At 61.0% G+C, this 12,444-nt stretch carries 11 protein-coding genes, 2 pseudogenes and 1 riboswitch; of the genes and pseudogenes, 3 read left to right on the top strand and 10 right to left on the bottom strand.

From position 1 onward, the window contains the following. Nucleotides 1-48: 48 nt before the first annotated feature. The gene (gene hisC, locus EB815_RS32850; RefSeq protein ID WP_065005702.1) at nt 49-1,158 is read left to right on the top strand and encodes a histidinol-phosphate transaminase; all 1,110 of its coding nucleotides are present in this window, start codon (nt 49-51) and stop codon (nt 1,156-1,158) included. A 126-nt stretch (nt 1,159-1,284) separates the two neighbouring features. Beyond that, entirely contained in the window at nt 1,285-2,313 is a 1,029-nt protein-coding gene (locus tag EB815_RS32845; protein ID WP_081295190.1) for an LLM class flavin-dependent oxidoreductase, read from the top strand. 258 nt (nt 2,314-2,571) lie between these two features. Here EB815_RS32845 and EB815_RS32840 read toward each other — a convergent pair whose 3' ends face one another. The 9 genes from EB815_RS32840 to queC all read right to left on the bottom strand — a co-directional run bounded on the left by EB815_RS32840 (nt 2,572) and on the right by queC (nt 10,000). Further along, entirely contained in the window at nt 2,572-3,342 is a 771-nt protein-coding gene (locus EB815_RS32840; protein WP_019863208.1) for a hydroxymethylpyrimidine/phosphomethylpyrimidine kinase, read from the bottom strand. Next, entirely contained in the window at nt 3,333-3,938 is a 606-nt protein-coding gene (locus tag EB815_RS32835) for a thiamine phosphate synthase (protein ID WP_019863209.1), read from the bottom strand. The genes EB815_RS32840 and EB815_RS32835 overlap by 10 nt, the downstream gene beginning before the upstream one ends. Next, complete coding sequence (locus EB815_RS32830; RefSeq protein ID WP_019863211.1) at nt 3,935-4,708, bottom strand: thiazole synthase; 774 nt, start codon at nt 4,706-4,708, stop codon at nt 3,935-3,937. Before EB815_RS32830 ends, EB815_RS32835 begins: the two co-directional genes overlap by 4 nt. 1 nt (nt 4,709) lies before the next feature. Then, the gene (thiS, locus tag EB815_RS32825) at nt 4,710-4,907 is read right to left on the bottom strand and encodes a sulfur carrier protein ThiS (RefSeq protein WP_019863212.1); all 198 of its coding nucleotides are present in this window, start codon (nt 4,905-4,907) and stop codon (nt 4,710-4,712) included. After that, entirely contained in the window at nt 4,876-5,877 is a 1,002-nt protein-coding gene (thiO, locus tag EB815_RS32820; protein ID WP_065005703.1) for a glycine oxidase ThiO, read from the bottom strand. Before thiO ends, thiS begins: the two co-directional genes overlap by 32 nt. Next, complete coding sequence (gene thiC, locus EB815_RS32815) at nt 5,874-7,709, bottom strand: phosphomethylpyrimidine synthase ThiC (protein ID WP_032921505.1); 1,836 nt, start codon at nt 7,707-7,709, stop codon at nt 5,874-5,876. The genes thiO and thiC overlap by 4 nt, the downstream gene beginning before the upstream one ends. A 102-nt stretch (nt 7,710-7,811) precedes the next feature. Continuing rightward, nucleotides 7,812-7,928, bottom strand: a riboswitch (TPP riboswitch). A 283-nt stretch (nt 7,929-8,211) separates the two neighbouring features. Beyond that, nucleotides 8,212-8,949: a 7-carboxy-7-deazaguanine synthase QueE gene (gene queE / locus EB815_RS32810; protein ID WP_019863216.1), complete on the bottom strand. Its 738-nt coding sequence runs from the start codon at nt 8,947-8,949 to the stop codon at nt 8,212-8,214. Beyond that, nucleotides 8,946-9,302 carry a 6-carboxytetrahydropterin synthase QueD gene (gene queD / locus EB815_RS32805; protein ID WP_019863217.1) on the bottom strand — a complete coding sequence of 119 codons (357 nt, stop codon included), beginning with the start codon at nt 9,300-9,302 and terminating at the stop codon, nt 8,946-8,948. The genes queE and queD overlap by 4 nt, the downstream gene beginning before the upstream one ends. Continuing rightward, a complete protein-coding gene (queC, locus tag EB815_RS32800) occupies nt 9,302-10,000 on the bottom strand; it encodes a 7-cyano-7-deazaguanine synthase QueC (protein WP_019863218.1) in 699 nt (232 codons plus the stop codon). Before queC ends, queD begins: the two co-directional genes overlap by 1 nt. A gap of 734 nt (nt 10,001-10,734) precedes the next feature. Here queC and EB815_RS32795 point away from each other — a divergent pair. Continuing rightward, nucleotides 10,735-11,817 (top strand): annotated as a pseudogene (locus EB815_RS32795) (IS110 family transposase); the annotation flags it as partial. A gap of 314 nt (nt 11,818-12,131) precedes the next feature. Here the strand turns inward: EB815_RS32795 and EB815_RS32790 are convergent. Continuing rightward, a pseudogene (locus EB815_RS32790) lies at nt 12,132-12,398 on the bottom strand (transposase); the annotation flags it as partial. Between the last annotated feature and the right edge of the window lie 46 nt (nt 12,399-12,444).

Here is a 12,444-nt window from a genome sequence, read left to right as displayed (position 1 = left end):
AGACCATCAGTTCATCCGGATTCCTCTGCGACTGAAACGGAGAAAAACATGTCCGACGCAAAACTGCAGAGTGTGCTTTCGTCTCTTTCGCGAGTGGCGAGACAGTTAGATGCTCTGCCATCCGATAGACCAGCGCCGGATGCAAGTTGGGTAAAACTAAACACGAATGAGAACCCATTCCCGCTTCCAGCAATCATAATGCAAAGTGCGATTTCAGCTTTAGAAAGGCAGTATCTATATCCGGAAGACGATAACATCAGCTTGAGGGAAGCAGCCGCCAACGTCTATAGCGTCGCCATGGATCAGGTAATCGCCGGCAACGGTTCGTCTGAACTGCTTGGACTTGTCTACCGAGCTTTCCTTGCTCCGGGGGATAGCGTGGCGATGATGTCGCCAGGTTTTTCGTTTAACCGCAAGCTTGCCACGTTGCAGGGTGCTCAATTTCTCGAAATCGAATTTAGCGAAGATAATTCCTTGCCGATGGAGCAATTGCTCTTCGGTCCTGCAAAGGACGCCAAGTTCATTCTGTTAGCCAATCCGAACAATCCGACTGGAACGTTCGTTCCGGTGGCCGATATCGAACGCCTGGTAGCGAAATCGGACCGCTTGATCGTGCTGGATGAGGCCTACGTCGACTTTGCACCAGAGAATGGTCTACGCCTCATCGATCGCTATTCGAACCTTCTGGTCTTAAGGACATTTTCGAAAAGCTATGCTGCCGCCGGCGTTCGCGTCGGTTTCGGTTTCGGTCACCCTGAAATTATCGGCAGGCTACGCAACATCCAGAACGTCTTCAACATGAATGTGATCGGGCAGGCGGTTGGTATCAGCGTCCTTGCGCACCGCGCCGCCTATGCAGACAACCACAGACACATCAGGCATGAACGACGGCGAGTGACGCTCGCGCTGTCGCAACTTGGATTTTCCGTAATCCCTTCCCACGCAAACTTCTTGCTTGCCCGCGTGCCAACGGGACAGGACGGCTCATGGTGGCAATCAGCCTTTGCAAGGCAAAAAGTACTTGTTGCCGTCTTTCCCGATAAAGGTTTGGAAAATTACATCCGCGTCAGCATCGGTACAAAAGAGCAAATGGATGCGTTTCTTCGTGACGCTAGTCGTATTAGTAGAATATTGAATATGTTAACGCCCCCGCGTTAGGTTGTTAAGGCCCTGCTTTAGCATTTCGCACGCATAATTCGAGCGATTACACAAGCGAAAAACCTTCAAATTGCTTGGAATACGCAAGCAACCGGAATTGTTGCGTCAAAAAATGGAGACAATATCATGGATAAGGCCTTTCCTTCAGGCCTAGCTGTCGGAATCTTCGATCATCTGGACGAGGACGGCCCCGATATCGCCCGACAGTACGAAGATCGCCTGATGTTAGCGGAGGCGTGCGATCACCTTGGGTTCTATGCATATCATCTCGCAGAGCACCATTGTACCCCACATGGGAGAGGTCCCTCACCGAATCTGTTCTTGTCGAGCGTAGCCCAGCGAACCCGGCGCCTTCGTGTCGGACCGTTGGTAATGTTGCTTGCCCTTTATCATCCGCTACGTGCGTTTGAAGAGATCTGTATGCTGGACCAATTGAGCGGTGGCAGGCTGGAACTTGGGATAGGGCGCGGCTCGCTCCCGATCGAATTGGGTTACTTCGGGATTGGCTCGGACGCGGCGCCAAACCACTATGCGGAAGCCAGCGAAATTCTTATCAATGCGCTGAAGGGCGGCACGCTATCGTATCAAGGTCGCCATTTTGAGTTGAACAGCGTTCCGCTGACGCTAAGAACTCATCAGCGTCCACATCCGCCGACTTGGATCGCCACCAATCGACCGGAATCGGCAGGCTGGGCCGCTGCGAATGGCATGAACATAGCGTGCGTGGGACCTTCCTCTTCCGTTCGAAGAATCACTGATGCCTTCCGCGCCGGTCGAGAGCACACCGGTGAGGCGGACGACCAAGCGCCATTTCTTGGATTGCTCCGAATGGTCGTGATTGGGCGTTCTGAAACAGATGCACGTTCACTCGCCGCACCTGCTTACGAACGGTGGCTCAAGAGCTTTAAATTTCTTTATGATCTCAATAGCATGCCAATTCCACCAAACCTGCCGCTGACCTTCGATGGAGCAATCGAGAAGGAATTGTGCGCAGTAGGAACGGCAGCATCTGCGGGACAAGCTCTTCTTGATCAGCTGGAAGCGGCAGGTGCAAACTACCTCCTTTGTCAACCGGCGTTTGGGAACCTGTCGTTAGATGCTTCCCTATATACCGCAACGGCGATTCAATCCGCAATTATGGCTCGAGTTGGCTAACCCCGGTTCGAACGTTCGCTCACCCAACAACGTGCCAAGCGGCATGCTGTCGCTAGCGACGACTAGGTGCGGGTTTCGGATGACCCATCAACCGGTTGGCACAGAGGCATGCGGCTTCCTCCTCAAAGCGGCGTGTTGTTCATAGGCGAAAGCGACCGTGTATGCCGCATTCTCACCCTGATAGGGCCTTCATGTCCTAGGAGTAGACCCACGATCGCCTGCCAGACTTGATCGGATCGTTGGATACGTTCGGGCCGATCAGCTTATCGGCCCGATATCCTTCGATCCGGCAAGCGCATCGAAAACATGTTGCTTGGCTTGGCGCACGCTCGCTTTCAGCGACGCTCCAAGAGCAAGCGAGGCGGCGACTGCGCTGGCCATCATGCAACCCGTTCCGCGCATCCCTCGCGGCAAGCGGGGCGCCTCAAACCGAACTGCAGGTTGGTTCGGCTGCAAAAGCACGTCGACGCAACGGGTTCCTTGTACATGGCCGCCCTTGACGAGTACGGCGGTCCTCACCGTCCTCGATAGCTCTTCAGCCTGACGACAAGCCCCTTCTTCGTCCGCGGCCGGTGACGAGCCGGTAAACGCAGCCAGCTCGACCAGGTTAGGCGTTACAAGCCGGCAGATCGGCATCAGATCGTGGCGCAGCATATTAATGGCATCGTCCGGCAGCAGATTGCGTCCCGAGGTAGAGGCCAGGACCGGGTCGAGTACCACAGGCACTTGGCGGTTGACCAAAACAGCGCCGACTGCCTCAACAGCCGCCGATGTCCCAATCATGCCTATCTTGACGGCCGCGACATCGTTGGCAGCGAACGCGGCGCGCATCTGAGCGGCGACAAGCTCCGACGGCACAAGCTTGACGTGCTCGACAGCCGAGTGCGTCTGGACTGTCACGGCGGTGATGGCAAGACAACTGCGCAGCCCGAAGGCGGAAACCGTTTCTATATCGCGGGCAATGCCAGCTCCACCGCTGGAGTCCGATCCGCCAACGACAAGGACATGCGGTTCCCGCCTCAGCGCCATCGCTCCGTCTTTTTGATCCATTCTCGCGTACGCGCCTCGGGGTCGGCATTCAGCGTGATATCGGTGACCACTGCCGCGCTATCGGCGTCCGCCGCGAAAACACCGTTGAGCCTGTCAGGGTTGAGACCGCCAATGGCGACCAATGGGATTGGCGCTACCCGATGCTTCCATTCTCTGATCCGTTCGAGTCCCTGCGGCGCCCATTTTATCTTCTTCAGGATGGTCGGGTAGATGGGCCCAAGCGCGATATAGTCCGGCCCGGCGGCCATCGCCGTTTCCAGCTCAATGTCATCATGTGTGCTCAGTCCGAGCCTCAAGCCGGCTGCGCGTATCGCCAAGAGGTCGGCGGTCTGCAAATCGTCCTGGCCGAGATGCACGAAGTCGCAGCCTTCCTCGATTGCCAGGCGCCAATGGTCGTTGACGATGAGCTGGCATTGTTGCTCGGCACACAGGGCCTTCGCCTTCCGGATTTCGGTGCGCAACCCGGCCTGATACACGGTCTTGATGCGCAGTTGCACAAGCCGGACTCCGAGTGGGACCAGCCGCTCGATCCAGGCTGCACTATCGACGATCAGATAGAACGGATCGAGCTTCATGAAAAAACTGCCCTGCCAATTGTCGGCGTCGATGGCGCGGCGACGTCGCGCGGTTCGAGCATTCCCGAGCTGTAAGCTTCACGACCGGCCTCGACAGCCTTGCCGAAAGCGCGCGCCATGCCGACCGGATCAGCCGCTCTGGCGACCGCGGTGTTCAGCAGCACGCCGTCAAAGCCGAGTTCCATGACGGTTGTCGCGTGCGACGGTCGTCCGAGCCCCGCATCCACAATCAGCGGGACGCCAGGGAAATGTCCGCGCATCGAGCGCAGTGCCATGATGTTGACCGGGCCGAGGGCGGAACCGATCGGTGCGCACCAAGGCATCAAAACCTTGCAGCCCGCATCCAGCAGCCGCTCGGCGACACCAAGGTCGTCGGTGGTATAGGGAAATACCGTAAAACCGTCTTCGCACAGGATGCGCGCGGCTTCGACCAGGCCGAACACGTCCGGTTGCAGCGTGTCCTGGTTGCCGATCACTTCGACCTTGATCCAGCTCGTGCCGAACACTTCGCGCGCCATGTTCGCGGTGGTGACCGCTTCCTTGACGGAGTGGCAGCCGGCAGTGTTCGGAAGGATTCTCGTGCCGAGCGCGCGGATCAACGACCAGAATTTTTCGCCGGCCCTCCCGCCTGCCATCTCACGCCGCAACGAGACTGTCACCACCGATGTGCCCGACGCCTTGACCGCATCGGCAAGGATGGCCGGTGAAGGATATTGAGCCGTGCCGAGAAGCAGCCGCGAGGGAAGCGACGTTCCGAGAAGCTCGAACATGCTAGCCTCCCTGCATGGGTGAGAGGATTTCGATCCGGTCGCCGTCGCTCAACCGGAACTCCGCCCGATTGGCCCGGTGCACGAGGTCGCTGTTGACGGCCGTCGCCAGCCATTCGCCTTCATAGTCGAGTGCGGCAAGCAGCTCGGCCAGCGTGGTGGCCGCAATCTCATGCGCTTCGCCGTTGACCATCAATTTCATGAGCAAGCTCCTTGGTTCCGTCTTGATTGAAAACCAGGTCGGCAGCCTGGCGCGCCATGGCGGGGGCGAGGAGAAAACCGTGGCGATAGAGCCCGTTGATTGCGACGGTGCTTCCGTGGGTCGCGACTCGCGGCAGGTTGTCTGGAAAGGCCGGACGAACACCGGCGCCGGTATCGATGACGCCAGCCTCGCCGAATGCCGGATGGAGAGCGTAGGCCGCGCCCAAAAGCTCCATCATCGAACGCGCCGTCACCGGTCCCGTGGACCGGCTCTCGATCATCGTCGCGCCAACCATGAAACGGTGGCCGGTGCGCGGCACCGCGTAAAGCGGAAAGCGCGGGTGAAGCAGCCGGACCGGGCGCGACAGCGACACATCCGGCGTGCGCAGGATCAGCATCTCGCCACGAACGCCGCGCAGTCGGTCGTCTTCCGCCGCCATCCCCGTGCAGTCGATCCGACGATCGAAACCGGAAATGTGCCGGGCATCGACGCCGAAGCGGAATTCGACGCCCATCGCCGCCAGCCTGCCATGAAGTGCCGCCATCGCCTGGCGAGGGTCGAGATGGGCTTCGTCGGAGAAGAACAGTCCGCGGCGGAAGCGGCCGGCAAGGTCGGGCTCGAGCAACACGATTTCATCTTCATCGACACGCCGATGACCCGAGGTACGGCTGGCGAACCGGTCGAGCTCGCCCACATCGCGCGGCGCGGCCACGACCAGCGTTCCCGCCCGTGTCACCTGGCCAGGCGTTGCCGCCTCCCACCAGTCTCCGGCATTGCATCCGAGATCCAGCACTGGCTGCTCGGCGCTTTCACGCTCGCACCATGGCGCCAGCATGCCGCCGGCGAACCATGACGCATTGCCGCCGAGGGCATGTCCTGTCTCGGCAACTGTCACCGCCGCGCCGCGTGTGGCGAGCTCGAAGGCGGCGGTGAGGCCGGCGACGCCGGCCCCTTTGACCAGCACCCTCATGACGGCTCATGCGCCTCCGGCATGAGCGGTGCGCCGGTCTCGTCCGCCGGCACATAGAGATCGCCGCCTTCGCGATATTTCGCCGCCATCGCCGCCATGCCCTCTTTCTGTGCCTCGGCGCGAATGTCGTGGGAGATGCGCATGGAGCAGAATTTCGGCCCGCACATCGAGCAGAAATGCGCCAACTTGTGCGCCTCCTTGGGCAAGGTCTGGTCGTGGAAGGACCGCGCGGTTTCGGGATCGAGCGACAGGTTGAACTGGTCTTCCCAGCGGAACTCGAAGCGCGCGCGGGAAAGGGCGTCATCCCTGACTTTCGCCGCCGGATGCCCCTTCGCCAGGTCGGCGGCATGGGCCGCGATCTTGTAGGTGATCACGCCGGTCTTGACGTCATTGCGGTCCGGAAGGCCGAGATGCTCCTTCGGCGTGACGTAGCAGAGCATGGCCGTGCCGAACCAGCCGATCATGGCGGCGCCGATGCCGGAGGTGATGTGGTCATAGCCCGGCGCTATGTCCGTCGTCAGCGGCCCCAGCGTGTAGAACGGCGCCTCGCCGCAGACAGCGAGCTGCTTGTCCATGTTCTGCTTGATCTTGTGCATAGGCACGTGGCCAGGGCCTTCGATCATCACTTGGCAATCTTTGGCCCAGGCGATCTTCGTCAATTCACCGAGCGTTTCCAGTTCGGCGAATTGCGCCGCGTCGTTGGCGTCGGCGATGGAGCCCGGACGAAGACCGTCGCCGAGCGAAAAGGACACGTCATAGGCGCGGCAGATGTCACAGATTTCCGCGAAATGCTCATAGAGGAAGCTCTCGCGATGATGGTGCAGGCACCATTTGGCCATGATCGAGCCGCCGCGCGAGACGATGCCCGTGACTCGGTCAACGGTCAGCGGGATAAAGTGCAGCCGCACGCCGGCATGGATGGTGAAATAGTCGACGCCCTGTTCGGCCTGTTCGATCAGCGTGTCGCGGTACACCTCCCAGGTCAGGTCCTCGGCGATGCCGTTGACCTTTTCGAGCGCCTGATAGAGCGGCACCGTGCCGATCGGCACCGGCGAGTTGCGCACGATCCATTCGCGGATGTTGTGGATGTTGCGGCCGGTCGACAGGTCCATCACCGTATCGGCGCCCCAGCGGATCGCCCAGACCATCTTTTCCACTTCCTCGGCCATCGACGAGGTGACCGCCGAGTTGCCGATATTGGCGTTGATCTTCACCAGGAAATTGCGGCCGATGATCATCGGCTCGCTCTCGGGATGATTGATGTTGGCGGGAATGATCGCGCGCCCGCGCGCCACCTCCTCGCGCACGAATTCCGGCGTGACAAAGTCGGGGATCGCCGCGCCGAAGGCTTCGCCGTCGCGCTCGATCTTGCCGCGCAGGATCTCGCGGCCGAGATTCTCGCGGATGGCGACGAACTCCATTTCTGGCGTGATGATGCCGGCGCGCGCATAGGCAAGCTGGGTCACGGCCTTGCCCGATTTGGCCTTCAGCGGCCGGTTACGGATTGGAAACTCCGGCGTCAGGCGTTCGCCCGTGACAAATCCATTGTCTTCGGGTCGGACATGGCGCCCGTCATAGGCTTCGACATCGCCGCGCGACACGATCCATTCGCGGCGAAGCCGGGCAAGGCCGGTTTCGATGCTGGTTTCGACAGTCGGGTCGGTATAGGGGCCTGAGGGATCGTAGACGGTGACGGGCGGCTCGCCGGCCGTCGGATGGACGGAGATCTCGCGCATCGGCACCCTGATCTGCGGGTGGATGGCACCGGGCTTGTGGATTTTCCGCGAGGCGGGCAATGGTCCCGTCGAGACGGCGGGGGTGAAGGCATTCATCTTGAGGCTCCTTTGCTCATGCATTGGAGACCCAGTTCTGTGCCGGAAGGATGAAAAGACGCTTCTGTTGACCTGCCGAAACAGGACCTCGGGCGTAAACTCCCGTAAGCGCTTGCACCGTCCCTACGCCAGTATGAACTGGATCAGGTTCAACGGGTCACTGCGCCGCGAAAGCAAGCAGTATCTCAGCCCCTTGCCGGGACTCCCCTGGTGAATGCCTCAAGTTTGAACGGGCCGGCGCTATTTTGTCAAGCGCATTCGGCCCGCAGCGGTGATCGGGGCGACCAAACAAACCCAGCGGAAAAGCATGGTAGTATCGAGAGCAAGTCACGCTCCAGAGGAGCGGTGAAGCGCCCCCAATAAGGCGAGCCCTCATGCGGATTCGGTGCCTTTTCCAGCACGGTGTTTTCGGGGCTTTCCGGAACGACGCTGCTGCCGCCCAGTTGGGTGAGATTGCTATAGATGTCTGGCTTGCTCGTCGTCGGCAATCCTTCCCCTTCGGCTAGACGCCCCGTTTGTTTCCCCAGAGCAGAACATGAAGCTGCGGCAGCACACGCGCCTCGAACCACCTGTCACGGGTCACCTTTTCAACCAGCCATTCCATGCGCCTCATCACACCGGCAAAGTCGATGAAACCGTCTTCGTTGCCGGGACGCGGCGGCGTGTGATTGCCGGGCTGCAGATAGACGGGTAATTGGGGGTAGCGCGCCGCGGCGTCTTTGGCATAGGCATAGTCATCTTCGTCGAAGACGACAAGCTTGAGCGCCATCTGCGGCTTAGCCTGCGCCGCCTCTAAGCAGGCGTCGAACGCGGCCCAATCTGTCGTCATTTCACTTGAGGGCGGCTTGGGGCTGAGTACCAGCACGTCGAGGTCCGCGAACCATTGCTTAGACACCGAACCTTGGCTTTCCAATGCAAAACGGTAGCCCTCACCATGCCCGCGGTCGATCAAGTGGCCAAGCGGCTGGATGGCCGGATTGCCGCCCGATAGCGATACCATCACGGGCTGACCGCCGGAAAGTGCAATGACCTTTTGCCAAACCGCCTCGGGAGTCATCATCTCCCAATCATGGCGGAAGCGACGGTCCACCGCATGCAGGCTGTCGCACCAGGAACAGCGATAATCGCACCCGCCGGTTCTTACGAACACCGTCGGCAAGCCGATCAGCACGCCTTCGCCCTGAATGGTCGGCCCAAAAATCTCGCTCACCCGGATTCCGGGATGCAACGCGCAAGTCATGGCCGGTATTCCGCCCAGGTTTTCGGCGTCTCGCTCACCCGCACGGCGGAGGTTTCGGGTAGCCGCACCTTGCACCAGTCGTAGAAGTGCCTGGCCAGGTATTCCGCTGTGGCATGGTCATGCCCCAGCACGTCGTTAAGATGCCGATGGTCGAAGGTCCCATCGATGTAGTGCTTGAACGCCGCCAGATCTTGGTAGTCGCGCACAAAGCCGTGTTCGTCCAGTTCGCCACCCGAAAGCTCCACTACAACGATGTAGTTGTGGCCGTGCAGACGTGCGCACTGATGACCTGGTGGCAAGGAGGTGAGCTGATGCGAGGCCGAGAAGTGGAACTCTTTGGTAATGCGGAACATTACGCGCTCCTTGTCTGGATAGCGTGGAGCCAGAAGTCTGCGTCCTCATAATCTGTCGGGTCGGTGATGCCGGCCAGATCGAATGCTTCGCGCCGTTCGACGCATGTCCCGCAGCGACCGCAATGACGTGCACCGCCCTTGTAGCAGGACCACGTCGCCTCGAACGGTGTGGCGTACTTTGCCCCCTCGCTGACGATGTCGGCCTTCGAGATATTCACATACGGAGCGTACAGGCAGATATCGGCGTAGCCTGCGAGCGCATGGTTCTGCATCGTCTGAAAGGCGTCGATAAAAGCGGGCCGGCAATCGGGATAGATGAAATGATCTCCGCCGTGGACGGCAGTGGCCACCGCATCGGCCTTCTGCGCGGCGGCAACCCCGAAGGCGATGGCCAGCATGATAGCGTTCCTATTCGGCACCACCGTGATCCTCATGGAGTCTTCGGCATAGTGCCCGTCGGGCACGTCCACATTGTCAGTCAGCGCCGAGCCGCTCAGGTTCCGGCCAACATCGCGGATATCGACGATCTGGTGCGGAACACCCAGCCGTTTGGCGCAGATGGCGGCAAAGCCGAGTTCCTTTTTGTGCCTCTGGCCGTAATCGAACGAAAGCAGGCCAATGAGTTTCTGCTCGGTCGCCACCTTGTGAGCGAGCGAAACAGAGTCCAATCCGCCGGAGCAGATGACGAGGGCATTCATGGTTTGAGTCCTTGTTTTGACCGGGTAAGGCTGCGACCGGAGATTTCTCTGCGTTCCCACTACCCCACCGAGCCGGTTTTGTGAATGAGGTGGACCCGATTGAGCGCACGTACCTTGTTGTCAGGGTCCCAAAGATGACTTTGCACGCGACTTGTCGCGCATGTTCGACCGCTGAGGCGCTGAGTCCGCCACTGCGTATGTATGCGTATAGACGATGCAGAAGTCACTGCCGTGGCGCAGCAGCATTCCCGACACACCTTTGGCTTGTCCGGTTTGCTCCAGAACTTGACGTCCCGAGTTCGGCGATAACGCAAGGGTCGACCGGCAGTCCAGTGAAAGGCTTCTGCCGCGCGCTGGTCTGCGCATAGATCGCCTCGATCCGCCGCGCCTCGTCATTGGTCAGAGCGGGGAAAGGCGGCGGTGCGAGCAAGGAGGTCACGCGGCACGTCCCCTATGATTGCCGCCGCGTGCGGCGACAGTTCAAGGCCGATGATCTTTCGAGTGTCTTTGCGGAATCCCAGAGGGCAGAACTCATGCGTGCCCAGGAGATTGTCCCTTATGCGGTAGCGCGAAGCGGTCTTCTCGGGTCCCGGACCACCGCAGCTCGGGATCGACAACCGGAACGTAGCGTCCGGCATCGGCGTCGGGCAGATCGAGACGCGCGCCCGTCAGCCATTCATAAGAAACCAGATGCGGCGGGCATAACTGCCGGTCGGGCTTTCAGGGACCAGCGCCTCGAGGCTACGGGCAACGCCATGGCGGTGGTGCGGGTTCTGTCGCCCTATGTCGGCCGGGTGATTGTCGCCAACCCGATGCAGGTGAAGGCGATCGCCCATGCCAGGATCAAGACCGACAAGATCGATGCCGGGGTTCTGGCGCAGCTCCATGCCAGCGGCTTTCTGCCGGAGGTCTGGGTTCCCGATGAGCGGACTGAGCGGCTTCGCCGCCTCGTCGCGCGGCGCAACCAGGTCGTGCGGCACCGCACGCGCGTGAAGAACGAGGTGCATGGCATCCTGCAGGCGCACCTCGTGCCGAAGTGCCCGCATGCCGATCTGTTCAACCGTCGGGGTCGCGCCTGGCTCGAGCAGCAGGTGCTCCCCGACGACGAGCGGGCTGCTATCGCCCGCCACATCCGCGAGATCGACCGCCTGGCCGAGCATCTGGCTGACCTCGATCGCGACATCGCCCGGGAAGCGGTTGATGATGTGCAAGTCCGGCGGCTTCAGACGATCACCGGCGTCAATGCAATCGTCGCGAGCGGTATCATGGCCGCCGTCGGCGACATCCGGCGGTTCCGCGAGCCGCAGAGGCTGGTGAGCTACTTCGGCCTCAATCCGCGTGTGCGCCAATCTGGTCTTGGCTTGGCGCAATATGGCCGGATCAGCAAACATGGGCGTTCCCATGCCCGCGCCACGCTGGTCGAGGCCGCCTGGGCGGCGGCGAAGGCGCCCGGACCGCTCAGGGCCTTCTTCCTGCGCATCCGCAACAAGCGTGGCCATCAGGTCGCAGCCGTGGCGGTCGCCCGCAAGCTCGCGGTGTTGATCTGGCATCTGCTGACAAAGGAGCAGGACTGCTTCTGGGCTCGCCCGGCGCTGGTGGCGGCAAAGCAGAGGCAGCTCGCTCTTAAGGCTGGCGCGCCGGGGGAGCGCGGTGTCGGTCGCCGCGGTTCGGCTTACGCCTACAACGTGAAGTAGTTGCGAAACAGCGAGAAAGCCGCGGCCGAGAATGCCGAGCGTGCCTACGAGCTGATGGTTGGGCATTGGCGGCCACGCGGGCCGAAGCGGCGCACGGACGCCACAAAGGAGGACCGACTATAAGGCTGCGTGGCGGCACTCTCATCCCCTGCACCACTCTTTGCCACGTGATCATCCATGCCGGACAAATATAGCATAGGGAATGTGCCGGCACGACCGCCGTCTCGGTCCGCTCCAGACTGGCGCCGTGCTCGACGCCGTCAAGGCGTGGCCTTGAAACCTCGCAGCCGCCGTGCCGCCACCGCACCGGCCAGCCTTGACGGCGTCTCGACACGCTCGCACGGGAAATCCTGTGGGCCGGGACGAAGAAACAGGCTCACCTGAAGCCGAACAAAGAAACGAACAGGAGTCGAAAAAGCCAAAAAGCCGAAATCAGGCTTGTCGATGTCATCCGTCGAGTGCAGCTTGACGCGGTGCTCCCTGGGGAAGCTCATGTAGGCGAGCACGTCGTGCTGGGCCTCGTCCATGATGGCGGCGAGATTCGGCACCTTCGGGCGGATCTGGTCGGCGACGGCGCGCCACTGCAGGCTTGCCGCCTCGGCCGTCTCCTGGACGAAGGCGGTGGCGATGAAGGCCGAGACGACGCGGCGGCCGCTCTTGCCGGCATGGGCGAGCACGTTGCGGGCGAAATGCACCTTATGCCGATGTCGGCATAAGGTGCCATTGGACTAACCCGCTCCGCGATTGCGG

The sequence above is a fragment of the Mesorhizobium loti genome (genome assembly GCF_013170705.1).
GTDB lineage: Bacteria > Pseudomonadota > Alphaproteobacteria > Rhizobiales > Rhizobiaceae > Mesorhizobium > Mesorhizobium loti_D.
This window is presented reverse-complemented; position numbering and strand designations above follow the sequence as displayed.

What these genes read in the sequence shown, in the direction of transcription:
- hisC (WP_065005702.1), top strand. Translation starts at nt 49, where the DNA reads ATGTCCGACGCAAAACTGCAGAGTGTGCTTTCGTCTCTTTCGCGAGTG.
- EB815_RS32845 (WP_081295190.1), top strand. Translation starts at nt 1,285, where the DNA reads ATGGATAAGGCCTTTCCTTCAGGCCTAGCTGTCGGAATCTTCGATCAT.
- EB815_RS32840 (WP_019863208.1), bottom strand. Translation starts at nt 3,342, where the DNA reads ATGGCGCTGAGGCGGGAACCGCATGTCCTTGTCGTTGGCGGATCGGAC.
- EB815_RS32835 (WP_019863209.1), bottom strand. Translation starts at nt 3,938, where the DNA reads ATGAAGCTCGATCCGTTCTATCTGATCGTCGATAGTGCAGCCTGGATC.
- EB815_RS32830 (WP_019863211.1), bottom strand. Translation starts at nt 4,708, where the DNA reads ATGTTCGAGCTTCTCGGAACGTCGCTTCCCTCGCGGCTGCTTCTCGGC.
- thiS (WP_019863212.1), bottom strand. Translation starts at nt 4,907, where the DNA reads ATGAAATTGATGGTCAACGGCGAAGCGCATGAGATTGCGGCCACCACG.
- thiO (WP_065005703.1), bottom strand. Translation starts at nt 5,877, where the DNA reads ATGAGGGTGCTGGTCAAAGGGGCCGGCGTCGCCGGCCTCACCGCCGCC.
- thiC (WP_032921505.1), bottom strand. Translation starts at nt 7,709, where the DNA reads ATGAATGCCTTCACCCCCGCCGTCTCGACGGGACCATTGCCCGCCTCG.
- queE (WP_019863216.1), bottom strand. Translation starts at nt 8,949, where the DNA reads ATGACTTGCGCGTTGCATCCCGGAATCCGGGTGAGCGAGATTTTTGGG.
- queD (WP_019863217.1), bottom strand. Translation starts at nt 9,302, where the DNA reads ATGTTCCGCATTACCAAAGAGTTCCACTTCTCGGCCTCGCATCAGCTC.
- queC (WP_019863218.1), bottom strand. Translation starts at nt 10,000, where the DNA reads ATGAATGCCCTCGTCATCTGCTCCGGCGGATTGGACTCTGTTTCGCTC.